At 34.7% G+C, this 26,525-nt stretch carries 24 protein-coding genes and 2 other annotated features; of the genes, 2 read left to right on the forward strand and 22 right to left on the reverse strand.

The features are described 5' to 3' along the window. The first annotated feature begins 227 nt into the window (after positions 1-227). The gene (locus ACTNDN_RS11765) at positions 228-593 is read left to right on the forward strand and encodes a hypothetical protein (RefSeq protein WP_031534818.1); all 366 of its coding nucleotides are present in this window, start codon (positions 228-230) and stop codon (positions 591-593) included. Between the two features lie 289 nt (positions 594-882). Here the strand turns inward: ACTNDN_RS11765 and ACTNDN_RS11770 are convergent, their stop codons facing one another. The 21 genes from ACTNDN_RS11770 to ACTNDN_RS11870 all read right to left on the reverse strand — a co-directional run bounded on the left by ACTNDN_RS11770 (position 883) and on the right by ACTNDN_RS11870 (position 23,843). Next, positions 883-1,458, reverse strand: coding sequence for a TVP38/TMEM64 family protein (locus tag ACTNDN_RS11770; protein WP_031534820.1), 576 nt, complete (start codon positions 1,456-1,458; stop codon positions 883-885). A 68-nt stretch (positions 1,459-1,526) separates the two neighbouring features. After that, positions 1,527-1,793, reverse strand: a complete 267-nt coding sequence (locus ACTNDN_RS11775; protein WP_235247887.1) for a DUF1294 domain-containing protein — start codon at positions 1,791-1,793, stop codon at positions 1,527-1,529. A 74-nt stretch (positions 1,794-1,867) separates the two neighbouring features. Next, positions 1,868-2,224, reverse strand: coding sequence for a 50S ribosomal protein L20 (gene rplT, locus ACTNDN_RS11780; RefSeq protein ID WP_031534824.1), 357 nt, complete (start codon positions 2,222-2,224; stop codon positions 1,868-1,870). Between the two features lie 26 nt (positions 2,225-2,250). Then, entirely contained in the window at positions 2,251-2,451 is a 201-nt protein-coding gene (rpmI, locus tag ACTNDN_RS11785; RefSeq protein ID WP_016201803.1) for a 50S ribosomal protein L35, read from the reverse strand. 15 nt (positions 2,452-2,466) lie between these two features. Next, positions 2,467-2,970, reverse strand: a complete 504-nt coding sequence (gene infC / locus ACTNDN_RS11790; protein ID WP_016201804.1) for a translation initiation factor IF-3 — start codon at positions 2,968-2,970, stop codon at positions 2,467-2,469. A gap of 150 nt (positions 2,971-3,120) precedes the next feature. After that, positions 3,121-3,258: a sequence feature (ribosomal protein L20 leader region), on the reverse strand. Between the two features lie 296 nt (positions 3,259-3,554). Continuing rightward, a complete protein-coding gene (thrS, locus tag ACTNDN_RS11795) occupies positions 3,555-5,492 on the reverse strand; it encodes a threonine--tRNA ligase (RefSeq protein ID WP_031534826.1) in 1,938 nt (645 codons plus the stop codon). 81 nt (positions 5,493-5,573) lie between these two features. Next, positions 5,574-5,812 (reverse strand) — a binding site (T-box leader). Between the two features lie 69 nt (positions 5,813-5,881). Next, positions 5,882-6,727, reverse strand: a complete 846-nt coding sequence (gene ytxC, locus ACTNDN_RS11800; protein WP_251629464.1) for a sporulation protein YtxC — start codon at positions 6,725-6,727, stop codon at positions 5,882-5,884. Positions 6,728-6,920: 193 nt separating this feature from the next. Next, entirely contained in the window at positions 6,921-7,229 is a 309-nt protein-coding gene (locus ACTNDN_RS11805; protein ID WP_235247889.1) for a hypothetical protein, read from the reverse strand. Positions 7,230-7,273: 44 nt separating this feature from the next. Continuing rightward, positions 7,274-8,203 carry a primosomal protein DnaI gene (gene dnaI / locus ACTNDN_RS11810; protein ID WP_251629462.1) on the reverse strand — a complete coding sequence of 310 codons (930 nt, stop codon included), beginning with the start codon at positions 8,201-8,203 and terminating at the stop codon, positions 7,274-7,276. A gap of 15 nt (positions 8,204-8,218) precedes the next feature. Further along, the gene (locus tag ACTNDN_RS11815) at positions 8,219-9,637 is read right to left on the reverse strand and encodes a replication initiation and membrane attachment family protein (RefSeq protein ID WP_441131278.1); all 1,419 of its coding nucleotides are present in this window, start codon (positions 9,635-9,637) and stop codon (positions 8,219-8,221) included. 245 nt (positions 9,638-9,882) lie between these two features. Continuing rightward, positions 9,883-10,338, reverse strand: a complete 456-nt coding sequence (gene nrdR / locus ACTNDN_RS11820) for a transcriptional regulator NrdR (RefSeq protein WP_031534836.1) — start codon at positions 10,336-10,338, stop codon at positions 9,883-9,885. Between the two features lie 108 nt (positions 10,339-10,446). Continuing rightward, the gene (gene coaE / locus ACTNDN_RS11825; protein WP_031534838.1) at positions 10,447-11,052 is read right to left on the reverse strand and encodes a dephospho-CoA kinase; all 606 of its coding nucleotides are present in this window, start codon (positions 11,050-11,052) and stop codon (positions 10,447-10,449) included. A 161-nt stretch (positions 11,053-11,213) separates the two neighbouring features. Further along, positions 11,214-11,849, reverse strand: a complete 636-nt coding sequence (ytaF, locus tag ACTNDN_RS11830; protein ID WP_031534840.1) for a sporulation membrane protein YtaF — start codon at positions 11,847-11,849, stop codon at positions 11,214-11,216. A gap of 59 nt (positions 11,850-11,908) precedes the next feature. After that, on the reverse strand, positions 11,909-12,754 hold the full coding sequence (gene mutM, locus ACTNDN_RS11835) for a DNA-formamidopyrimidine glycosylase (RefSeq protein WP_284561257.1): 846 nt from the start codon (positions 12,752-12,754) through the stop codon (positions 11,909-11,911). A gap of 75 nt (positions 12,755-12,829) precedes the next feature. After that, complete coding sequence (polA, locus tag ACTNDN_RS11840; protein ID WP_441131279.1) at positions 12,830-15,454, reverse strand: DNA polymerase I; 2,625 nt, start codon at positions 15,452-15,454, stop codon at positions 12,830-12,832. Between the two features lie 1,018 nt (positions 15,455-16,472). Continuing rightward, positions 16,473-18,227 carry a two-component system histidine kinase PnpS gene (pnpS, locus tag ACTNDN_RS11845; RefSeq protein WP_284561256.1) on the reverse strand — a complete coding sequence of 585 codons (1,755 nt, stop codon included), beginning with the start codon at positions 18,225-18,227 and terminating at the stop codon, positions 16,473-16,475. Further along, complete coding sequence (locus ACTNDN_RS11850) at positions 18,228-18,944, reverse strand: response regulator transcription factor (RefSeq protein ID WP_031534847.1); 717 nt, start codon at positions 18,942-18,944, stop codon at positions 18,228-18,230. It abuts the gene before it with no gap. A gap of 232 nt (positions 18,945-19,176) precedes the next feature. Then, entirely contained in the window at positions 19,177-20,112 is a 936-nt protein-coding gene (gene mdh / locus ACTNDN_RS11855) for a malate dehydrogenase (RefSeq protein WP_441131280.1), read from the reverse strand. 189 nt (positions 20,113-20,301) lie between these two features. Continuing rightward, positions 20,302-21,570, reverse strand: coding sequence for an NADP-dependent isocitrate dehydrogenase (gene icd, locus ACTNDN_RS11860; protein ID WP_031534851.1), 1,269 nt, complete (start codon positions 21,568-21,570; stop codon positions 20,302-20,304). Between the two features lie 205 nt (positions 21,571-21,775). Next, positions 21,776-22,891, reverse strand: coding sequence for a citrate synthase (gene citZ, locus ACTNDN_RS11865; protein WP_031534853.1), 1,116 nt, complete (start codon positions 22,889-22,891; stop codon positions 21,776-21,778). Between the two features lie 484 nt (positions 22,892-23,375). Beyond that, on the reverse strand, positions 23,376-23,843 hold the full coding sequence (locus ACTNDN_RS11870) for a DUF441 domain-containing protein (RefSeq protein WP_031534855.1): 468 nt from the start codon (positions 23,841-23,843) through the stop codon (positions 23,376-23,378). 193 nt (positions 23,844-24,036) lie between these two features. Here ACTNDN_RS11870 and ytvI point away from each other — a divergent pair, with 193 nt between their 5' ends. Then, positions 24,037-25,161: a sporulation integral membrane protein YtvI gene (gene ytvI / locus ACTNDN_RS11875; protein WP_031534857.1), complete on the forward strand. Its 1,125-nt coding sequence runs from the start codon at positions 24,037-24,039 to the stop codon at positions 25,159-25,161. 72 nt (positions 25,162-25,233) lie between these two features. Here ytvI and ACTNDN_RS11880 read toward each other — a convergent pair whose 3' ends face one another. Next, positions 25,234-26,217 (reverse strand): aldo/keto reductase, encoded by a 984-nt coding sequence (locus tag ACTNDN_RS11880; RefSeq protein ID WP_251630126.1) that lies wholly within the window; start codon positions 26,215-26,217, stop codon positions 25,234-25,236. Between the last annotated feature and the right edge of the window lie 308 nt (positions 26,218-26,525).

Here is a 26,525-nt window from a genome sequence, read left to right on the forward strand (position 1 = left end):
AGTATTAATTACTTATAAAAAGAATCTTCCCTCAATAGTTGCTTACTACCCGTCTTATATGGGTATAGAAAGAACCCTTGCTTTTATTATGTATCAAACCTTGGTTTCTATTTATTTAATCTTTTTTCTTTTAAAAAAATATTTTTTCTAAAATAATGAAACCTTTTCTATTATCAATCGTATTCTATTAGTTAATCCTGAAAAATTAAGTTACTGGAGGCTCTTTTATGAAATGGCTTTTGTTAATTGTTCTGCTCGTATTTCTTCTTTATGGTTTATTTCGAATCCTTTCTTTCTTAATGAATCCACAACAACGATTGAAGTTAGCGCAAAAGCGGAGAACTTTTTATTTGCTCGATCAAAAGGATAATATAAGAATGAATCTCTTATTAACCTATAAAGGGCATTTACTCGAAGGGGAAAAATACGCAGTAGCAAACGAAGTTGATCACATCTTACTATTCCCTACCAATCCTTATAATACGAAGATGTCAAAACAAGACAAAGCCTATATAGAACAGTCACTATTGTCTATATACCCAAAGGCTAAAATTGATTGGACACGGTTTAAAGAAGCAGAAAAAAATACGTAGAGGTTCGGACAGTATTCCAGCTCATTGAAAAACCCGACCAACCATATCAAGTTCCATATGGTTGGTCGGGTTTTTATAGTTTATAAAAGACCGTTTCAGTGAAGTTGGTGTTGTTCCCTGCAGCACATTTTGTGTCTGTAGCAGAATGGGAACGAATTAGTTTTTCATTTGATTATTTTTCATAACTCATATTGGATAACAGCTATTTGTGAAATCGCTATATTAGAAATTGTTCGTCTTCACAGATTAGCAAATTAGTTTTGTCCTAGACTTTTTTACATGAAGTATTTTACTCATGGGCTTCTTTAAAAAATTCTCTCCATTTAATAATCGTAATTTTTTCCCTTAAAATATAAACAAGTATCGCTAATGCAAACATAATAATGACGACCATTGTTAACGAAAATTGACTAATAAACTGACCGAAAATAGTATAAAAGAACGCTAAAGGTATATTGCTTAAAAAAGCGCTTTTTCCATATTCATTTAAACTTTTTCTTTTCTCTAATAGGCAAAAATTTAGTAAATGATAATGAAATACTGGTATTAAACGCAATACTGTGATTTGTCCAAGTGTCAAATTACGATACTCCCCAAACCATCTTTTTTTTAAATTAGATAGTTTCCGATGTGTCTTTGGCAAGCGATGAATGACAGTATAGAAAATGAGACAATTAATTGTTAAGCCTATAATAGAATAGATGGTTCCAAGCGTCACTCCAAATAAAACTCCTCCTGCAATACAGACTAAGATTGGAGGAATAAACAAAAATTGCCGTAGGGTATGGAATAAAATAAATATAATTGGCGCTAAAATGCCACTAACTTCTACCATTACAAATAGGACTGATAACTGCTCTTCCATCTTATCACCTTCTGCTCTAAAGAATCATGCTGTTATTAAAGTGTATAGAAAAAGACAAGAGAATATGCCTAAACATTCAGCCAATAGAGTACAATCCCTAATTCTAGTAATGTTAGTGCTGGTAAACCATATTTAAATGTAGCATGCTTTGTTTTATGCCGAAAATTTTTCATACCTATGTATAACCCTAAAGCACCGAAAAAAATAGCAATTGTCCAAAGGGTTCGCTCACTTATGCGATACTGATGCTTGATCGCTCTTTTTTTATCAATCATCATGAATAAATAGCCTGTTACATTGATTAACACTAAATAGATGGATAGTAATGGCATCATCCTGCTTCCTCCTTCTTTCAAAGAAAAAAATATAAAAAAAAGAAGGTAGCAAATACCTCCTTTTTTTAATAAACTTATTTTAAGTTTTGTTTTGCAACTGTAGCTAATTCAGCAAATGCTTTTTCATCACTTACAGCAAGTTCAGCAAGCATTTTACGGTTTACTTCAATACCAGCTAACTTCAATCCGTGCATTAAACGGCTATAAGAAAGACCGTTGATACGAGCAGCTGCGTTGATACGAGTAATCCATAATTTACGGAAATCACGTTTCTTTTGACGACGATCTCTGTATGCATACATTAATGATTTCATTACTTGTTGGTTTGCAACTTTGTATAATGTATGTTTTGAACCATAATAACCTTTAGCTAATTTAAGAACTTTTTTACGACGTTTGCGTGTAACTGTACCGCCTTTAACACGTGGCATATAATTTCCCTCCTATATTGAAAAAATTACTTAATGTTGTCTAATAAATGACGAATGCGTTTGAAATCGCCTTTGGATACTAATCCAGCTTTGCGAAGTTTACGTTTTTGCTTAGTAGATTTGTTAGCAAATAAGTGACTAGTATAAGCTTTTGAGCGTTTTAATTTACCAGAGCCTGTCTTTTTGAAACGTTTAGCAGCTCCGCGGTGAGTTTTCATTTTTGGCATTTGGTATTCCTCCTCTTACTTGTCGTTTTTAGGCGCTAAAGTCATGAACATGCTTCGACCGTCCATTTTTGGATGTGATTCCACAGTGGCAACTTCTGCACATGCTTCTGCAAAACGAACAAGTACTCGTTGACCGATTTCCTTATGTGTAATAGCACGTCCTTTAAAACGAATGGATGCTTTTACTTTATCGCCTTTTTCTAGGAACTTAATAGCATTACGAAGCTTTGTATTAAAGTCATGCTCATCTATAGTTGGACTAAGGCGAACCTCTTTAATATTAATGATTTTTTGATTTTTACGTGCTTCTTTTTCTTTCTTTTGCTGTTCAAACTTGTATTTACCATAGTCCATGATACGAGCTACTGGCGGTTTTGCGTTTGGAGCAACAAGAACAACATCAAGATTTACACGTGTTGCAATTTCAAGAGCTTCAAATTTCGTTTTAATCCCAAGCTGTTCTCCATTTTGGTCAATAAGACGAACTTCTCTTGCACGAATGCCTTCATTTAAAATCATATCTTTGCTAATAGTTAAACACCTCCAAGGTTAATGACGAATACAACGTTCGGGTCAAGAATAATCTATTCTAGGTCACCTTCTCTAGCTTAGATACTAATTGACACTTGACTCTCAAGTTGACATCGTAGGCTTTGTAATCTTTATCATCCAAATAAAAAAGTGTGGATGAACAATTCACCCACACTTACGAAACAAAAGTAATACCTAAAATGTTTTACGTAATACCTGTTAACTACTTGGAATCTGTGTCAATCAGGTGAGAAGCGGGTGCTTCTTCTTTTCCTCAAACTCGTATTCAATTTACCTTAGTAACTATATCACAAATGATAACTGTAAGTCAACGAAAGAAATATCACAACGAGAAAAATTTTATCAAAATAATTGATTCAATGCAATACTTTTTATGCATAAATTCAGAAAAGCTAGGAATATGGAACGAAATTCGGACTTTACAACCTTTAAAACGACAGAAGTTCGTTTGTTTTTTGCTTTCTGGCAGACGTCCATTCCCTCTGAACCTTATCCTAAGATCCATGAAAACTAAGTCATAAGAATGCTACTTCATAAAAATCTATGCTAACTTAGTTAGAAAATTTTACTTCTTGCGTTAATTTTTCCAAGAAGTCTACATAAGAAACTGTTTCTGATTTTTGTTCTCCGTATTTGCGGACATTTACGGCTTTGTCTTCTACTTCTTTATCTCCGACTACTAGCATGTAAGGGATTTTTTTCATTTGCGCCTCACGGATTTTGTAGCCGATTTTTTCATCACGTTCGTCAAGCTCTACACGGATACCGTGTCTTTGTAAGTTTTCTTGTACTTCTTTTGCATAGTCAAAGTGTACAGAAGGTGATACAGGAATCACTTGTACTTGCACTGGCGATAACCAAGTTGGGAATGCCCCTTTGTATTCTTCGATAAGGAATGCAATAAAGCGTTCCATTGTAGATACTACTCCTCTATGGATAACAACTGGACGATGTTGTTTTCCATCCTCCCCAACATATGTTAAATCAAAGCGCTCAGGCAATAAGAAGTCCAATTGCACAGTAGATAATGTCTCATCTTTTCCTAAAGCTGTTTTCACTTGCACATCCAATTTAGGACCATAGAATGCAGCTTCTCCTTCTGCTTCAAAATAATCTAGACCTAGGTCGTCCATTGCCCCTTTCAGCATGCTTTGTGCTTTATCCCACATTTCATCGTCATCAAAATATTTTTCAGTATCTGCTGGATCACGATAAGATAGTCGGAATGAGTAATCTGTAATATCGAAATCTTTATATACTTCTAATACTAAGTTTACGACACGTTTGAATTCATCTTTAATTTGGTCTGGTCTTACAAAGATATGCGCATCATTTAATGTCATTCCACGAACACGCTGTAATCCAGATAATGCACCTGACATTTCATAACGATGCATTGTTCCAAGCTCTGCGATACGAATTGGCAATTCGCGATAGCTGTGAATATCATTTTTATAAACAACCATATGATGTGGACAGTTCATTGGACGAAGCACTAACTGTTCATTATCCATTTCCATTACTGGGAACATATCCTCTTGATAATGATCCCAGTGACCAGAGGTCTTGTACAGGTCTACACTACCCATAATCGGTGTATATACATGGTTATAGCCTAATCTTTCTTCCTTGTCTACTATATAGCGCTCTACAATGCGTCTGATTGTTGCACCTTTTGGAAGCCATAGCGGTAGGCCTTGTCCCACTTTTTGAGAAGTCATAAATAAATCTAATTCTTTCCCAATTTTACGATGATCTCTTTCCTTCGCCTCTTCTAAAAATCGTAAGTGCTCCTCTAACTCATTCTTCTTAAAGAATGCAGTTCCATAAATACGCTGAAGCATTTTATTATCGCTATTTCCTCTCCAATAAGCCCCAGCAATATTTAGTAATTTAAACTCTTTTAGTTTTCCAGTTGAAGGAACATGTACACCACGACATAGATCAACGAATTCACCTTGTTGATAAAGTGTTACCGTTTCATCTTCTGGGATTGCATCAATTAATTCTAGCTTATATTCGTCATCCATTTCTTTAAAAAGCTCAATCGCTTCCGCTCTGCTTACTTCTTTACGAACAATCTCCAGATTTTCATTGATTATTTTCTTCATTTCCTTTTCAATAGCCGGTAAATCTTCTGGTGTTAATGATTGCTCTAAATCAATATCATAATAATACCCATTTTCGATAACTGGACCTACACCAAGCTTTACATTTCCATAGATACGTTTAATCGCTTGTGCCATTAAGTGTGCAGTGCTATGACGCAAAATTTCTAGTGCATCCGGGCTATCAGGTGTAACAATTTCAAAAGAAGCATCTTCTAAAATTGGTCTTTTCAAATCATATAATGAACCATTTATTTTTCCTGCAAGTGCTTTTTTTCTTAACCCTGGGCTAATGGAACCGGCAATATCTTCTGTTGTTGTCCCTACTGGAAACTCCTTTACCGCTCCATCTGGAAATGTAATGTTAATTAGATCTGACATAAAACTTCCTCCTTCATTCTCGCCATTAAGCTTTTCATGTACGATAAGAACCGATTGAACGCAAAAAAACCCATCCCTATGCGAAGGGACGAGTTTTATAAATATAAACACGTGGTTCCACCCTAATTCTCAGACAATCCATTGTCTGACTTTAGTTTAAACAGATAACGGCTGCTGAGACCGCCAGTCATTACTTAGGTTCCCTGTTCCTGACTGAAGTTTAAAGGTGGTAAGTAATCTCATCGTGTTAGGAAGTTCCCAGCATCCTTCCCTCTCTTTAAACCGTACAAGAAAACTATTGTCCTTATCAATACATGTATAAGTTATAGTTAATTTATGTACGTTATTATATGCTTTTCTAAACATAAAATCAAGGGGAGATAAAAATCTTATTTTATTTCTTTTTGAGTGTTTATTCTTAGGAAAAAATGACCCTTTTCAAGAAGCTGTACTCTCTCTTCAAAAATGTTTAAAATTGTTCGCACAATAGGCAACTCCCTATCTTCAGTATATAAATAGATTGTTTTCGGAGCAATTGCCAGCAGTGGTCCTAAAGAATATGGGTCAATATAATAGGGAGAAGAAGCTAAACTTCTTTGCTCATACAACATCATTAATTCCTGTTGGGGAATCTCTTGATATTCGGTATCAAAAAACTGGATTTCTAAGTCAACTAAAACATGAATATGATTCACTTTTGCAGTTTTTTTAGAAAGGGAATTTCGTAAGCTATGAATAAACACCTGATATTCTTGTTCCATTTTGTACTCATCAATCGATAATTCTATGTATTTTAGTAGCTTTTCAAAAAAAGCCTTTAATCGAAAGGTCACAAATGAATCAAAAGAAAATGCATGATGTGTTTCCACCATAAAATTATTCATACTTTCTGCAAGACATGCTTTTATATTTATATCTTTTGTTATATTTGCTAGTCCTTCACGCTCTTCTTCTATTAAACTATGAAGAAGTTCTAATATACTGCGTTGTTCTAATTCATCCATATAGAAATAACGATTTTGTAATATTTCTTTTGCCCAATCATCTGTTTTAATATGCAAGATAAAAGCAGTTAAGCATTTTTGCACTACCTGACTGCTTCCATCTATTTTAACGACATTTCCACTATTGTCATCACTTATTCTTTCAATCGACTCAGCAGGTTTTACCTGTTTATTCATTAAACGCAAAAATTTCTTTGCATCTTTTTCAGATTGAAATTGAATTTCGATCAACCGTATCCCCCCTTTATAAAGAAGTCCTCGATTCCATATATATGGGGGATAGAGAGAAAATAGACTATAAAATAAGGAAAATCATCGGAGTATGTCCGTTATCGTAATATATGCTTACAATATATAGGAATTGCCTTTTCTAAAAAAATAGACAGACTTTTAATTAGTCTGTCTTCGTTCGTAATATCCAAATTCACAAAAAGAATACGATTGCTCCTACTATAATGACATACACAATAATGTATCTTATATACATCACTTGTAAAGAAATGGATCGTTTTTCGCAAAGATTTCTTACGTATGCAAGTAACCTTCTATTTTTTGTAACATACGTATAAGTTAATCCAAATACCAATAATGCCAAGATTATTTTATAAATTCCCGGGCTATAAAACGAGAGAAAAAATGGGATTAACAATAGCAAAATAGTGATGGATACAAAGAAAAGAAATTGATTATAACGCTTTACCAGTAATTTTTCTGCATTCGAAATTTCCGTCAACTCAACACTACTCCTTACACTTATAAACATCTAGTATAAATTTTTTATATCCGCTTATTTTTACCTTTTACATGAATCGGTGTAGATAAGTAACGAATTCTTTCCATTACTCTCATTGCTTTCATCTTTTCCTCTTCTCCTCTTTGAGAGTAGGTAAGATGATGCTCTAGTCCACTAAAGTCAAAATTAGATGTAAATAAAGTCGGTAAATTCTCTAACATCCTAAACTGTAAGATTGGTCCTAATACCTCGTCTCGAATCCAACTAGACATTGTTTCTGCACCAATATCATCCAGCATTAAAATCGGCTCCCTTTTGATGCTTTCGATTTTGTCATTTAATGTACTATTAGCAATCGAGCTTTTCATTTCCCTAAATAATTCAGGAACATATACGATCATAGAAGAAATTTGCTTTTGAGAAAGTTCGTTTGCAATGGCTCCTAAAATATAGGATTTACCCACTCCAAATTCACCGTAAAAGTATATTCCCTTTTGTCTTTGACCAGGTTTATACTCCTCTACAAATCGAATAGCTGCATCTACCGCTTCCATTCTTTCTCCTTCTATGTCCAGCCTGTCAAAAGATGCTTCTAAAATGTCCTTGGGCACATATAAACTTTGGATTAATTTTTCTTTTTTCTTTTGGTTATCCTCTTGGAGCTTCCTTGGGCAGCGGTCATATTGAATCTCAATATTCCCCCTGATAACAACTAGACTCGGATGATAACCCTGCATCATATTCACACAACCTTGAAGGCTTGGGCACTTATTACAAGCCTTGCTTTGATTAGCATATTCATATAATTTCATCATTCCCACATCTACCGCATTGGAAGTCAACTCATCTTCATGCTCGCGTAAAAAGGCCCTCACATCAGGGTGTGCAAGTACTTCCTGTTTCATCGCACGGTAACGTTCCTGAAAATTATTACCTGCCCCAAACTTCTTTAACGTATCATTAATCCTTTCCACCCTTTGATTCACCACCTATTTTTTTAATTTTTTTATGCGTTCTTCCAGCTCTCTTTTCTTCTGCTCCAAGTCTTTGTCGCTTGCTGCATTATCTTGATTCTGTTCTGCTGTTTTATTTGCTTCTTCATTCCCCTGATCTTGTTGTCCAAACCATTCTGGAATTTTTTCTGTACGAATTGCTTTGCGACGAGTTGACTTTGATTGTTGATTTTTTTTACCTTGCGCCCATTCCATATATTGCTTATGTTCCTTTTTCGCTAAATCCATTGCATCCTTCACCGTACGAATATTCTTTCTTACCCATTGACCAGCTATCTTTTCTATATAACCTTTCGTTAATTTCATATCTGTTTTTAGCATAACATATTGAATAAGCACATTTATTACTCCAGGTAAGAGCTTTTGTGAAAACATAATTTCTTCGATTATTTGCAAATCCGTTTTAGATGGTTCAGCACCTCCTGAAATATCTTTTAATACTTCACGAGGAGAAGTATGATCTAAATAATAGATTAATTCTTCCTCTTTTGATTTTGGTGCATCCATAGACGAATAATCTTTCTGCGGCTGTTTTCGGTCAACTAACATTGGCAGCAAATCGTTATGCTGAAATTGATACCAATCACGAGCAGCTATTCTTAATTCTTCCATATCAATCTCATCCTGTTGATTAATTGCACTGATAACGATATTCTTCATTTGAATGGGGTCAATTCCATAGATAAAGGCAAGATTTTGTATCGCTTCCTTCACCTTTTTGGTAAAGGCTTTTTTCGAAAGTAAAGAATCGTGTATTCCTGCATAGAGTAGTTCAAAATCAAAATCCACCTTCGTAATTTGAATTCCAGTCTGCTCTTCTCTTCCAATATAGGTTTGGTCAGTCTCTTCTTCATCCTCTAATTCATGTATTGCCCGAACAGCACTTCCATGATCAGACATAAATACCTCTTGAAAACCTTTTGTTACAAGCTGAAAACTTGGATCAACAATTTTTTCATCGGAAAAGAATTTCTTCAATCTGCTATATTGTGCTTTTCCAATTTTTCGATATAAATAAACATTTAACATTCCGTCGAGAAAATATTGTGCTGGCGATAAAGGTGGCTGCAATTCATAAATAAACGAGCGATTGCCATCCTCCTTCTTTAAATACGTTTTTAAAAGACCAATTCCCTCTAGCTTTAGTCTTGCTTCATATATATCATTTAAACCACAGCTCATGAAATTCATTAAGCTATGATGTGTATTTGTCATGGACCACAAGCGATTTTCTTCTACTTCAGCCCATAAAGTCATGTATAAAGCTAAACACTGTGTCCCAATTAATGGTTGATACAAGAATGTGATTGTTTTTCGATCATAATCACTTAAGAGTCCATTCGCAGCTACTCGATATCTGTCGACGGGAAGTAGGTCTTGCCAGTGCTGAGACATATTAAGTCCCCCTTCCTTACATTCTATTTCCATCAAAGGAGTTGAAAGGCAAAAAAGAGCCAAAGAAATCTTCAGCTCCCTTAGTAATCATTTCCATAAAGTGAAACTCATTAATGAGTTTTTCCCCCCATCCATAGTTGAACCAATCGGATCTTTATGGACAACAATCTCCCAACTTTACTCCTCGTATTCTCCTAAGCAAAAGGAGAGAGTCTTATGGTCCGTATAGAGAGGGATAAAATTCGCTAGTCTTTTTTGATTAATTCTTTAAGTTCGTCAATAAACACATTTATATCTTTAAACTGGCGATAAACAGAAGCAAACCGTACATATGCCACTTCGTCAACTTTTGCTAAGCGATCCATTACCATTTCTCCAATTATTTCACTCTTTATCTCTGAGGCAACATTACTTCGAAGCTCTTTCTCTACTTCTGCAGTAATTTCCTCCAGTTGTTTTAATGCAACCGGTCTCTTCTCACATGCTCTAATTAAACCACGCAATATTTTATCCTTACTAAATTCTTCACGTGTTCCTTCTTTCTTCACTACAATCAAAGGAATCTCTTCTACTTTTTCAAAAGTTGTAAATCGATTGCCACAGGCTTCACACTCTCTTCTTCTACGAATCGATTTATATTCATCAACTGGTCGTGAATCAAGAACACGGGTGTTATTATGTTGACAGGTAGGACATCTCATTTCATATCAGCTCCGAATTCTTTGTTCCATGTATATACTTATCTTCATATTATATAAAATTAAAGGCTTGTACAAGTAATTATATTAAATTTCACCTATAACCTAATGTCAGATAGGAAAAACATGCCACTTTTCCAAAATATTCTTCGCTTGCTGTAATGAATTTTCGATTGTCCCATTATTATTAATTACTTCATCAGCAAGAGCTTTTTTCTCCAGCAAAGGCATCTGCGCATTTATTCTATTAACTGCCTGCTCATAGCTTAAATTATTTCTGTTCCTTAACCTTGCTATTTGGATATCTCGATCTACATATACTAAAATAGTTCGATCAACCATTGTGTTTAATTTATTTTCAAATAGTAATGGGATATCTAAAATTACGATTTTTTCGCCCATCTTAACGGCTTGTCTTTGCTTTTCATCCATTCTCCTTCTTACATCAGGATGAACGATACTATTAAGCACATCCCGTTCCCCTTCATTCGAAAAAATAATTTCTCCAAGCTTTTGGCGATTTAAAGTACCATCTTGATGAAGAATATCCTTACCAAAATGAGCAACAATTTCTACATATGCTGGTTCTCCTATTTCAACAGCTAATCTAGACTCGATATCAGCGTCAATAATCGGAATATGCAATGATTGATAATAGGAGGATATTGTCGATTTGCCGCTCGCAATCCCCCCTGTTAAGCCTACTATTAATGTCATGACAATACCTGCCTTATTAAATTTAGTATGTAACAAAATTAAATGAACAAACACTTTTGTAAATATATAAAGCAATAGATAGGTGAAATTCCTAAGGCGATTCGCCAAGGAGGGTCACCACCTTAGAAAATATAACCTATTCGCTAATTTTTTCAAGCGATTTAGAGTTTAAATATCCCAATAATAATTAAAATAATCCCTGGGATAAAAGAAAATTTATCCATATAACTTTTTTCTGACAGAAATTTACCTAGATAAATCCCTAACGAAACAAAGGATGTACTCATAAAGATAACGGAAAGTGTTAAAAAAAGTGGAGGAAGTCCTAGCATGGAAGCTCCAATTCCTGCGCCAAAGGCATCTAAAGACAGAGCAAAGCCTAACATAACTGCTTCTACCCCTGTAATTGTTCCCGATTTATCAAAGTCGGCTGACAAAGGTTTCTTCAATATATTTATAACGATACCTAAAGATTTTATTTCAAAATTAATAATATTCTTTTCTTCTGTTAATACTTCCTTTTCCTTGCTTGGCTTAAAATATTGGTAAAGAATCCATCCACCTAATATTATTAATATAATGCCACCTAAACTCTCTGCAAACGAGGGGGAGAATATCCTTGAAATAACATGACCTACCAACATTGCTGTAAGCAGTGTCAGACCGGAACAACAGGCGATAATAAGGATAGAATTTAAGGGCATTTTCATTTTTCGCAGACCATAAGTAAACCCAACACTAAAGCTATCGATGCTAACAGCGATTGCTATTAATAAAAGAGAAAACACCTGGGCCATAAAGATAAGCTCCTTCCAAATCAATAGTAATATACTATATGGAAAGAGCCCATCCAATGTTAATTTAGATTTATTGTTTTATTTTTTTGACAATTAGGACAAAAAACAGTTCCTCTTCCTCCGACAATAATTCTTTCTAATGTATGTCCACATACTTTACAGTCTTGCCCTTTTCGGCCATATACATATAGTTCAAGCTGGAACATTCCTATTTGCCCTTGTGTGTTTACATAAGAACGAATCGTACTACCACCCTTTTCAACAGCTTCCGATAAAGTAGCAATAATCTCTTTATATAGTTTCTCCATTTCGGCAGATTTTAACGAATTTGCTAATCGCTCTGGATGAATGCCACTTCGAAACAATGCTTCATCTACGTAAATATTGCCTAAACCAACGACAATTTTTTGATCCAATAATGCCGTTTTTATGCTTCGGCTGGTTTTTAATAATCGCTCTGTAAAATTAGCAATCGTAAAATCAGCATCAAATGGTTCAGGACCTAATTGAGACAGTGGCATGGCATTTAATTCCTCACCCTTTTTAAATAAATGCATTGTTCCAAATTTACGTACATCCTTATATCTTAATTCAGAACCATCTTCAAAAAAGAAAATAACATGGGTATGTTTATCAACGGGTTCACCAGCTTGAAACACACCGTATTTGCCTTCCATTCGCAAATGCGAAACAATCGTAAAATCATTTGTTTCAATTAAAATGAATTTGCCTCGTCTTTTTACATCAAGGATGGTTTGACCAATTAATGCATCGGAAAACTCTTCTACATTTTCTGGTTTTTTAATCATTTTTGCCCATGACACAACAACTTCCTTAATTACTTTATTTTGCGTTAATTGTTTTAACGTTTTACGTACCGTCTCAACTTCTGGTAATTCTGGCACCTCATATACCTCATTTCCTTGAGAAAATTGCTCATGATTCTTTACTTCTCACCAATATTATAAAATAATCATTTATTACTTCGCATCATACCAAGTTGGTCCATAAGAGTAATCCACTTTTAAAGGAACACTTAATTCAACTGCATGTTCCATTACATCTGGAACTATTTCTTTCAACTTCTCGATTTCTTCTTTTGGAGCCTCAAAGATTAATTCATCGTGCACTTGTAATAATAATTTAGCCTGTAATCCTTCTTCTTCTAAACGTTTTGCCATTTCAATCATCGCTTTTTTTATAATGTCAGCGGCACTGCCTTGTATTGGTGTATTCATTGCTGTTCTCTCGGCAAAGCTTCGAAGATTAAAGTTTCTGCTTGTGATATCAGCTAAATACCTTCTTCTATGAAGCAATGTTGAGACATATCCTTTTTGTTTTGCATCTGCCACAATTTCTTCCATATAACTCCTTACTCCTGGATAGCTTTCTAAATAGCGTTCAATAAACTTGGCTGCTTCTTTTCTCGTAATGTGCAAGCTTTGCGATAACCCATAGTCACTAATACCATATACAATTCCAAAGTTAACCGCTTTTGCATGTCTTCGCATATTAGAAGTGACCTCATCTGCTTCTACATGAAAAACGGACATAGCTGTTTCTGTGTGGATATCATGGTCTTCTCTGAATGCTTCTATTAATTTCTCGTCATTGGCAATATGAGCAAGAACACGTAACTCGATTTGGCTATAGTCAGCAGCAAAAATAACCCAATCCTTTTCTGTCGGTACAAATGCTTGTCTAATTTTTCTTCCTTCTTCTAACCGAATTGGAATATTTTGAAGGTTAGGATCAATAGAGCTTAAACGACCTGTTTGTGTCAATACTTGATTAAATCTTGTATGAATTCTTCCATTATGTACCACTTTTTGCAAGCCTTCTATATAGGTTGACTGTAATTTACCAAGCTGTCTATATTCAAGGATTTCTCTAATTACTTCATGTGAACTTGCAAGCTGTTCCAACACATCAGCAGAGGTTGAATATCCTGTCTTCGTTTTTTTCACAACTGGCAAGCCAAGCTTTTCAAATAAAATAACACCGAGCTGCTTCGGAGAGTTAATATTAAAGGTTTCACCTGCAAGCTCATAAATTCGCCCTTCAATTTCTTTCAGTCTTTCGGAAAGCTCTTCTCCCATTGCTTTCAAGCGATCAACATCCACTTTCACTCCCGTTGACTCCATATCAGCTAGCACTAGGCTTAATGGCATTTCTAAATCATAAAATAGTGCTTCTTGGTCATTCTTTCTTAATTCATCTTCCATTTTCTCTTGTATAGCCTGCATAGCGAATGCTTTTCTTACGATGTGATCAGATAAGAATTCTTGATCTGGAACCTTTCTTTTTGCTCCTTTTCCATAGAAAGCTTCATCTGATTGTAAGTTAAGATAGCCATATTTTTTAGCAACAGAAGCAACATCTTCAATCGTTGCAGAAGGATCTGCTAAATATGCAGCAATAAGAACATCAAACGTAATTCCTTTTAAATGAATCCCTTGATGTCGTAAAGACACTTCCGATCTTTTAGCATCATAAACAATCTTTTCTTTGTTTTCATCTTCTGCCCATGCTTTGAAAGCAGACGATACTAAAGCTTGATTGATCGGTAGATAGTATGCTCCTGTGTCATTTAATAAAGAGATACCTAAGATTGGGGCATAATGATAGTTATCCTCCAATACTTCGACATACATTATATTTATATCAGAAAAAATAGCTTCTGTAATATTTTCAACCGTTTCAAAATTTATATCTTCTAACACTAGTTCCTCTTGTTCAGGTGTTTCTCCTAATTTTTCGAGTAAAGAGTTAAATCCAAGCTCCTTGAACATTTCTTTTAGCTTTTCTATTTGCATTCCAGGAAATTCTGTATCTTCCAAAGTTATTGTTAGAGGAGCTTTTCTTGTAATAGTAGCTAGTTCTTTGCTCATTAAAGCTTGATCCTTAAATTCTTCTAGCTTTTCTTTCAGCTTCTTACCACTTACTTGGTCAATAGACTCTACCAATTTTTCTAATGAATCAAATTCCTTCAACAATTTAATTGCTGTTTTTTCTCCTACCCCAGGAACACCAGGAATATTATCTGAACTATCTCCCATTAAGCCTTTCATATCAATAATACGATCTGGAGTTAGACCGTATTTTTCCTGAACATGTTCAGGCGTATAGGATTCCATATCTGTTATCCCTTTTCTTGTGATATAAACAGTTGTCTTATCTGAGCTCAATTGTGTTAAATCTTTGTCACCAGAAATAACAACCACTTCAAACCCATCCTTTTCTCCTTGAAGAGAAAGAGTTCCAATAATATCATCTGCTTCATAGTTTTCTAATTCGTAATGATGGATACCATAGGATTTCAATAGCTCTCTTATATAAGGGAATTGCTCTGACAATTCTGGTGGTGTCTTCTGACGCCCTCCCTTATATTCACTAAATGTTTTATGTCGGAAAGTTGTTTTTCCTGCATCAAAGGCTACTAAAACATGTGTTGGCTTCTCTTCTTCTAAAATTTTCATTAACATCATGGTAAAACCGTAAACAGCATTTGTATGTACACCTTTATCGTTATTTAAAAGCGGTAAAGCGAAAAACGCGCGATAGGCAATACTATTACCGTCTATTAATATTAATTTCTTTTTCAAGAAATCCTCCTCCATCCTATTTATGTGTTATGTTATCTCGTAAAAAAAACGATGATTGTTACATGGCTCAATACTATTTATTTTACATGACATATACATAAATGTAAAAAGGCAGAGATTGCTGAAAAAGAGGTTCCTTCCTACGCTTATATTTATTTCATTCATCGACGAAATAAACGTGGAACAAACACCTTTTACCAACTATCTCTGCTATTTTTACAACTTTAATAAAAACATTTTAGGTATATTGACATGGTCTTGAATTGGAGAAAACTATCTATTCTACTAACGAGCGAGAACCAATTCTTCCCTCTTCCAAGACTAATTTTACACAGGGGAAGCCAAAAGCGGGGTAGCTTTCAGCTTAAGTCCTTAACCAAATGGATAAGGGGGACTTCACAAATTATTGTATCAACAAAGTGTAAACCCACCATAAACCAAATGTAAAAACAATGTAAAGAGAGAAAAGCGGAAGGCACCGTTTAGCGCCGTGTGAACTGGAGCGATTTTCTTGAGATAAAGGAAACACGAAGAACGATAGTGATTCGATGTTGACTTATCGTAGAGACAATCGTGAAGTTCATCTGGCGCTGGTGACTGGAGCTAGACAATGAAAAGCGGAAGGGCCTGTTTTTTCGGTGTACAAACTGGAGACTCTCGACTGAGATAAAGGAAACACGAGGAACGGCAGTGAGTCGATGTTGACTTATCGTAGGGAGATAGTCGGAAGTTTGCTAACCGATAGGCACTGAAGCTAGACAGTGAAAAGCGGAAGGCACCGTTTAGCGCCGTGTGAACTGGAGCGATTTTCTTGAGATAAAGGAAACACGAAGAACGATAGTGATTCGATGTTGACTTATCGTAGAGACAATCGTGAAGTTCATCTGGCGCTGGTGACTGGAGCTAGACAGTGAAAAGCGGAAGGCACCGTTTAGCGCCGTGTGAACTGGCGCTGATACCATAGGAAAATGTGCTAGATTTAGAAAAAAGAGGATACCGATGTCAGTATCCCCTGTCCTTAAAATGGAAATTCCTTGTGCAAAATAACCGTGAAGGTAGTTCCTACACCCATTTCACTTTCCACATGAATCGTTCCTCTATGTAATTCAACTAAATGCTTAACAATTGCAAGACCTAGCCCTGTTCCGCCAGAATTTCTACTTCTTGCTTTATCTACGCGATAAAAGCGCTCAAATATTCTTGGAATTTCTGCCGAATCGATTCCAATTCCTGTATCTTGAATTCTAACTTCAATTTTCTTTTTCTTTTCCACAACATAGACGTTGATTTCGCCATCGTTTGGAGTATAAATCACAGCATTTGTGATTAAATTTAAAAAGACTTGAGTTAACCGACTTCTATCTCCTTGAATCTGGATAATTTCATTTGATTGAGGAAATTTCAGTTTTATATTTTTCGCCTCTGCTCGACCTTCTAGCATTTTTGTTGCCTTATTTAAAATTTCCACCAAATTAAACTCGTCTTTATTTAAAGAGAAGTGATGTTGTTCTAATTTTGATAAATCTAGAAGATCTTGAATTAAAGTCTGTAATCGATGGCTCTCTTTTAAAATAATTCGCAAAAATTCTTCCAGCGTCTCTTTATCTTCCATCGCCCCATCAAGAAGTGTTTCAGAAAATCCCTTAATAGAAGTAATAGGCGTTTTTAACTCGTGTGAAACATTGGCTACAAAGTCTTTCCGAACTTGTTCTAGCTTCTTCAACTCCGTAATATCATTAAAAACGAGCAAAATCCCCATCCACCTATCATTTGTCCCAATAATGGGAACTCCATAAACCTGAAAGCTCTTTTTCTCATTTTTAATTTCAAGTGTCATGTCTCGAATAACTTTATGTTCTGTCATAAAAATTTCTTCCGCAAGATCTGTAACTTGTCTATATGGAATAACTTTATAATATTGTTTATAAAGATAGTCAGCTGAACGAACAGAGAAAATATCTTTATAGGATTTATTGATTAAATTAATATACCCTCTGCTATCTATTAAAAGAAGGCCACTACTAATACTCTCAATCAAAGTACCTAAACGATCTTCTTGTATTTCTTGTGCTTTTACCATTTCTTGCATATCTTTGGCAACCTTATTAAGAGAAGAACTAAGAATCCCTGTCTCATCTACTCGATCTTCATATGTTCTAGCATGATAATTGCCATTTGCCAAATCAACAGCAACTTTGGTAGCCGACTCAATTGGCCTTGTGTAACGATAAATTAATTTATAACCAACTAGATAAATTACTATGAATGAAAATACAAACGAAGAAAAAATAATCCAATTGATATGTTGGTATGCATTTTCTATCTCGTCTACTTTTGCCCCTATTAGCAAATAACCTTGGCCGCCTTCTTCATCAGAAAGCTCCAGTTGGTAAAAATGAAAGTTAGGGTTACCATCAATCGCAACGGCATTTACTTTTTCATTTAATAACAAAGCCTGCATTTGATTTTCATATTCTTCATCTGTCTGCAGCTCTCCCACATTGAACAATATCTCGCCAGATTCATTAATAATCGTAATCTGTAACTCTAATGCTTCGCTATATTCGATTATTAAATCATTATTAACTTTTAAAATCCTACCGTTATTCATTATTTGATTTGCTATTAATGTAGCTTCTCTTTCTAGGCGGTGATCAAAAGAATCCATAAAGGTTTTCTTATTATAAGACTCAATAAAAATAGCAACAAATAAAAACACGATAAAAATAGTAAATAAAACACTAGCCATTAATCGGGATTTAAAACTCTTCATTTACTTTGGTTCCTCTAATTTATAGCCTAAACCACGAATTGTTTTAATATATATAGGTTTTTTTGTATTTTCTTCAATTTTCTCTCGTAAATGACTAATATGTACATCTACAATTCTTGTATCGCCTACAAAGTCATAGTTCCAAACTGCACTTAACAGCTGGTCTCTTGTTAAAACTCTGCCTTTGTTTTTTACAAGATATAATAATAGCTCAAATTCTTTAGGCGTTAATTCTAATAATTCCCCTTTAAAATAGGCTTCATAATAATTAGGAAGGACTTTCAACTCTGCAATTTTAATACCTTCATCCTCATCTGTGTTTACTTCATTAGATGATGTTGGCACTTGCATCTGAGTTCTTCTTAAAACAGCTTTTATACGGGCGATAACCTCTCTCGGACTAAAAGGTTTGGTCATATAATCATCTGCACCAAGCTCAAGTCCTAATACTTTATCGAACTCATCATCTTTTGCTGTTAACATTAATATAGGAGTTAACACTTTCTGTTGGCGTAGTTCTTTACAAACATCCATCCCATCTTTTTTTGGCAACATTAAATCAAGTAGGATGACATCTGGATTAGCAGTTAAAGCTAGATTCAATCCTTCTTCTCCGTCCATGGCAGTCAATACATCATACCCCGCCTGTTGCAAATTATACTTTAGTAAAGTTACGATAGATTGTTCATCATCTACAACTAATACCTTTTTCTTCATATACAGCCTCCAAATATGTTAATTCCCCTTAAGTCCCCTTATACCTATTTACATTATAATATATTGTGTAGCGAAAATGGAAAAAACATTTCGTTACTATTTCCAAAAGGAAGTATTGATTTAAACGCGCAGGCTATAACAATGATACTATTAGAAAAACTAGGCTTGTAACTTAATTAATTCCATAAAAAAATCGGCTAACTTTTATGTTCGACCGATTTTTCTCATTTATTCAATTTAATACTGTCATTACATGACGAACGGAATGAACAGATTTTTCTAATGCTGCTTTTTCATCTTCTGTTAAATCAAGTTCTATAATTTGTTCGATTCCATTACCGCCCAAAATCGTAGGGACACCTAGATAAAGATCGTTATACCCGTACTCTCCTTCTAAATAAGCAATGGTTGGAAGAACTCGTCTTTGACTTTTCATAATTGCCTCACACATATCCACTAATGAAGCCGCCGGAGCATAATAAGCGCTTCCATTCCCAAGTAGATTTACGATTTCGGCACCACCATTTCTTGTTCTTTCAATAATCTCTTCCAATCTATGCTTCGGAATGAGCGATTCTAACGGGATTCCACCTGCATACGAATAGCGTATAAGCGGAACCATATCATCTCCGTGTCCTCCTAATACAATTCCTGTAATATCTTTAACAGAAAGGTTTAGCTCCATCGCAACAAAGCTTCGAAAACGAGCGGTATCTAAGACACCTGACTGACCAATAACCCTATTTTTCGGAAAACCTGATTCCTTATAGACTGTATAAGTCATTGCATCAACAGGATTCGTAAGTACAATAATGATACAATTAGGGGAATATTTCACTATTTCCCTCGTTACTGATATCATAATGGATTGATTTGTCTGTACAAGATCATCTCTACTCATACCTGGTTTTCTTGCCATACCAGCTGTAATAATGACAATATCAGAATCTGCAGTATCCTTATAATCGGATGTTCCAATAATATTTGCATCAAACCCTTGTACAGGACTCGCTTCAAACATATCTAAGGCTTTACCTTTAGTTGCATTTTCATTTCGCGGAACATCTAATAAAACAATATCTCCAAGCTCTTTTTGAGCAAGTAGAAATGCTGTTGTGGATCCCGTAAATCCACCACCAATGATTGAAATTTTCTTGCGCTTAACCATATAATATCCCCCTTATTAGACCAAGAATGCATGAGCCACTAATAGGCAATTTACTAGGCAGAGTCCCCTTTTACTCAAATCTAGTAACACTATTTCATATTAGCTTATCCCATTCTAATCCAATACACCAAACTGCTATTTTAGACAAAAAGGAAGAAGAGATGAGACTATCTCTTCTTCTATTTGTTATTAACCCATGTTCTTAATTAATTCATCACCGAATTCTGAGCATTTCACTTCCGTTGCGCCCTCCATCAAACGAGCAAAGTCATAGGTAACAACTTTAGAAGCAATTGTATTTTCCACAGATTGAATTACTAATTGTGCTGCTTCTGTCCATCCTAAATGTTCAAGCATTAGAACCCCTGAGAGAATAACAGAAGATGGATTTACTTTATCTAAACCAGCATATTTTGGAGCAGTTCCATGTGTTGCTTCAAAAATTGCATGGCCTGTTTCATAATTTATATTTGCACCAGGTGCAATACCGATTCCACCAACCTGTGCCGCTAATGCATCAGAGATATAATCCCCATTTAGGTTCATTGTCGCCACTACATCAAACTCTTTTGGACGAGTAAGAATTTGTTGAAGGAAGATATCTGCAATAGAATCTTTGATAATAATCTTTCCTGCTGCTTCTGCCTCTGCCTGTGCTTTATTAGCAGCATCAGATCCTTGCTCTTCTTTGATACGATCATATTGAGCCCAAGTAAATACTTTTTCCCCAAATTCTTTTTCTGCTAACTCATAACCCCAGTTTTTAAATGCACCTTCTGTATATTTCATAATATTACCTTTATGTACTAGAGTTACAGATTTACGACCTTCTTTAATCGCATAATTAATCGCAGCTCTTACTAAACGGCTTGTTCCTTCTTCAGAAACTGGTTTAATTCCAATTCCAGATGTTTCAGGAAATCTAATTTTATTAACTCCCATTTCTTGTTGTAAAAAGTTAATTAATTTAGAAACAGCCTCAGAACCTTTTTCATACTCAATTCCAGCATAAATATCTTCTGTATTTTCACGGAAGATAACCATATCTGTATCTTGAGGTCTTTTTACTGGAGATGGTACGCCTTCAAACCATCTTACTGGGCGTAAACAAACAAAAAGATCTAATTCTTGGCGTAGAGCAACGTTTAAAGAACGAATACCTCCGCCAACTGGTGTAGTTAATGGTCCTTTAATAGCAATTAAATATTCTTTAATAACATCTAATGTTTCAGAAGGTAACCATTCTCCAGTTTCATTAAATGCTTTTTCCCCAGCTAACACTTCTTTCCAAACAATTTTCTTTTCTCCATTGTATGCTTTTTCAACAGCAGCATCTATTACTCTTGATGACGCTGCCCAAATATCTGGGCCAATTCCATCTCCTTCAATATAAGGAACAATTGGATTTGCTGGTACATTTAATACTCCATCTACTACTGTAATTTTTTCTCCTTGCATGCTTCTATCCCTCCGTAAAAAATAGTTTCCTTTTCCAATGCAATCAATTGGAAAAAGAATGAAATAATTTATTATAACAAGCTTATAAAAGCTGATTATATTTACTATTCTGACGAATAAAATTAAGTAAACGTTAATCCTTTTATTAAACTCTACAACACTAAGTATATATCATCCTTTTACTCTATGGGGAATTATATCCTTTTTAACGTTGATGAACTGGTACATATTCTAAGCGTTCAGGACCAACATAATCTGCTCTTGGTCTAATAAGACGATTATTCTCATACTGCTCAAGAATGTGAGCAAGCCAACCTGAAACCCTGCTTACAGCAAAAATTGGCGTAAATAAATCATGGTCAATACCTAAACTATGATAAACAGATGCAGAAAAGAAGTCTACATTTGGCACTAGATTTTTTTCTTCTTTTAACAGGCTCTCAATTTTAATACTCATATCATATAGTTGAGGCTCCCCTGTTAACTGCGTTAATTTTCTTGCCATTTCCTTTAAATGCTTCGCACGAGGATCGCCCTTTCGATATACACGATGACCAAATCCCATTATCTTTTCTTTTTTCGCCATCTTTTCTCTAATATATGGCTCTACATTTTCGATACTTCCGATTTCTTTCAACATCTTCATAACAGCTTCGTTCGCCCCACCATGAAGTGGCCCTTTTAACGCACCAATTGCCGACGTAACCCCTGAGTATACATCCGATAAAGTAGCGACACATACTCTAGCTGTAAAAGTTGAGGCATTTAACTCATGATCTGCATGAAGAACAAGTGCTTTATTAAAAGCCTCTATCGCAATTGCTTCAGGTTCCTTTCCAGTTAGCATATAAAGGAAATTAGCGGCAAATCCTAAATCCTTTCTTGGAGAAATTGGATCAAGCCCTTTCCTTAACCTTGAAAAAGCTGTTACGATAGTTGGAATTTTCGCTTGAAGCCTTACAGCCTTGAAATAGTTTGATTCAGAATCCATGCTATCTGCGCTTTCATCATAAGCTCCTAATAAAGATACACTTGAGCGAAGTACAGCCATTGGGTGTACCTTATCTAACGGGATTAGTTTCATTTGTTCAATCAAAGAGATAGGTAATTCAGCATTATCTGCTAATTCTTGTTTTAGTTCTGCCAATTCGCTATCATTTGGTAGCTTTTGATGCCATAATAAATATACAACTTCTTCAAAACTGGAATTCTCTGCTAACACATCAATATCATAACCAACATAAGCGAGTGAATCATCTATAATGGAACTGATAGAAGATGTTGTAGCAATAATCCCCTCAAGCCCTTTTGTAACAGCCATACATATCTCTCCTTCACACTTTTTCTTTTTAGTAGTACAAATCTTTCAAACTCCCATATTGTATCTATCGTAGTTACCAATATTGTTAAAATCTGTAAAACCAAAGCAATGGAATACACTCTAAAGTAAATGTTCACTATTTTGTTAGATTAACTGAATATGTACCTAAAAATCAATTAAAAATGTAATCCGGATTTATTTTAAAAAAGATGGGGGAGTTTTTTCGTTAAACATTAAAGTGAGTATTCTATATTTGAAAATGCTTACATTTTCAAATAAAAAAATAAACGATTTTGGTACTTATAGATGAGATAATTGTAACTACATACTCATTATAAACAAAAAACGTTAAAATGTCTCATATTTTATACTTAAAAACTGTAGATATAGTAAAAAAATTTTTTTCTGATTCCCTTTTACACTATATTCTTTTATTCTTGAATTATACCATAAATCCCAATCAACTGTCTGCCGGTAGAGTGGATTATGTTATCCACTCTACCACTTTAATTGCAGCATAAGCTATTCCTGCTCCAATTAACGGTCCTACTGCTACCCCATTAAAGACAGCCACAGACAAAATAGTCCCAAGAACCAGCGCTGTCGTAATCTCAGGAGAATCGGCTAATAAATTTACTCCGCCTTTTGCTAGTAATGCTACCATAATTCCAGAAATCAGCGCAATCCAAGCATAAGGTGATTTAAATGTTGCAGATAGATCTTTAAAGCCAATATCTCCTGTTGCAATTGGTACAAGAACAGCAATAGTAATAATCGTTACTCCCCAATTAATTCCTTTAGATTGAATCAAAGAAAAAAGCTTATTATCTATTCCAATCAGTTTTAATACTAACAAAAAAACAACGGCAATAATTAAAGAATTGTTTTTGGCAACAAGTGCAATTGCCAAAAGCAAATATAAAAATAAATATGGTTGGCTAAATAAAAACATGGATAATTCTCCTTTTAAAAAAATTATGCTGAAATTTTCCATCCGACTTATTATTTTATAATAAAAAGCAGGATTTCCGATTAAAAAAGCATAAGTATAGAAAATATGAATGACAAAAGGAATATATTTCTATTCTTATTCTTAATAAATAAAGTGACCACTATTTATTATACTAAAAATGGGAGGACTAACGTTGAATTTGACTTATTTGTATCGTACGATTCGATTTATGGTAGTACTTATTGCTACCATCCTATTATTTGTAAGCATCTTTTATTTATCCAAAGTCACCTACCCTTTTATTATAGGCTTTCTTATTGCTTTTCTAATGAATCCACTCGTAAATTTCCTGCAATTTACGTGTAAATTACCAAGAGCTTTTGCGGTTATTGTAAGCATTCTACTCATTTTATCTGTTTTTGCTGGATTACTTTCATTATTAATCGCAGAAATAGTTGCAGGCACAGCATATTTAGGAGAGGTAGTACCAAAACATATTGATATCATCATTCGATATATAGAAGATTTATTCGCAGGACAAATCATCCCATTATATAATAAAATATCGCAAACCTTTGATAATCTCGAAACAGGCCAACAGGATACCATTATGTCAAATATAAATAAAGTTGGTGAACAAGTTGGCAATGTTATGGGAGATTTTTTACAATCTATTTTCCTTAATATTCCCATTATCTTGTCCTGGTTTCCTAATGCAGCAAGTGTCCTAATATTTTCTTTATTGGCAACATTTTTTATTAGTAAAGACTGGGTTCGTTTATCTTTAAAGTTTGGAAAATTCTTTCCTTCTAAATGGCTAATTAGTGGAAAAACTGTATTCTTTGAATTAAAGAAAGCGTTGTTCGGATTTTTAAAAGCTCAATTAACACTTGTTTCCATCACAACCGTTATTATTTTAATCGGCCTATTAATCCTCCGAGTAGATTATGCTATTACGATAGCGCTATTAACTGGAATAGTAGATATTATCCCCTATTTAGGTACAGGATTAATATTTGTTCCTTGGATTATTTATGAAATTATCACAGGGCAAATTGTCCTCGCAATTGGGTTATCCGTGCTTTATACTATCGTGCTTGTCCAACGACAAATTATGGAGCCAAAAATTCTCTCATCTAACATTGGGTTAGACCCATTAGCAACATTAATTTCCTTGTTTGTTGGTTTCAAGCTTTTTGGTTTTATTGGCCTGATCATTGGTCCAGTCTCTCTCGTCATTATCACTACCTTACATAGAGTAAATGTATTTCATGACATCTGGAGATTTATTAAAGGGGAAAGTGAGATACCAAAATAAGGGAACTGAAAAAAGAGCCGTGAATATCAAATGATTCACAGCTCTTTTTCTTTGCAAACTTGTCTTTAGTATTTAGTAAGGCCCTCGAATGGCATTTTTAACTTTTTCTTCATAAAAAGTTCTTAAAGTTTGTAATTCCTCGGTATGAAATGTTTTTTCTTCTAAAGCCTTTAAGTTTTCAACAATTTGCTGACGATTTTTAAATCCAGGGATTACACAAGATATCCCTTGTTGATCCAAGATCCATCGTAATGCAGCTGTAGCCATTGACTCTCGACCATTTGCAATCCAAGATAGTTCATCCACTAACTCTACACCTTTTGCAAAGCCAAGACCTGCAAATGTTTCCCCTACATTAAAAGCTTCTCCATTTTCATTAAACTTTCGATGATCATCTTCAGCGAAAGTATGCGCTTTCGTGAATTTCCCAGTAAGTAATCCACTTGCCAACGGAAGTCGAACAAGAATTCCGACACCCTTTTTCTCGGCTTCAGGAATCAATTCCTCCAGTGGTTTTTGACGAAAAATATTAAATATTACTTGTAAAGCTTTTACATTTGGATTTTGCAAACATATTAGCCCCTCTTCCACTGTTTCAACACTTACCCCATAGTTGCGAATTTTTCCTTCTTGCTGCAATTTATCAAGTACTTCAAATACTTGACCTCCTTTTAAAATATCTGTTGGCGGACAATGGATTTGATATAAATCAATTGCTTCTCTATTTAGTCGTTTTAAGCTATTTTCACAATATTTGCGAACACTTTCCAAAGAGTATGTTTCCTTTGCAAAAATATCGCCGCCACGACAAAATTTAGTCGCAATATGAATTTGATCCTCTTTTCCCTTCGTTGCCTTTGCAAGTAATTCTTCACTATGTCCTTCACCATAAACATCAGCTGTATCAAAAAAGTTTACCCCTTTTTCAATCGCCAAGTCTAAGGATTTTAATGCTTCACTGTCATCAACCTTTCCCCATGAACCACCAATTGCCCATGTACCGAAACTTACTTCACTGATTTTTAGTCCTGTGTTTCCTAAATCTCTGTAATTCAATTTGTGAGCACCTCCATTAGCTATGAATACTTACGCAAATATTTATTGAGCCTTATTCTATTATAAAGGAAGCGGTAGCTATACAGTACTTCTCCTATTTCTAAAAAATAAGTGCTCTTAGAGAAATTATAACAACCAACCCTAAGTTTGTATATTAAATAAACTAACTTTCTATACATCCTCTTGGATTTTTCTTAAAAGACTATAAACAAATTCTGTATGAGTAAAATGTTTGTGGGTAGAAAATAATTTACCCTCTGGTTTGGTTGGTGGTCGTTAGACCGCCAACCAAACGCAAGCGCGGTAGT

Origin of the sequence: Niallia sp. HCP3S3_B10 (assembly GCF_052064465.1) — a bacterium.
Lineage (GTDB): Bacteria > Bacillota > Bacilli > Bacillales > Cytobacillaceae > Niallia > Niallia hominis.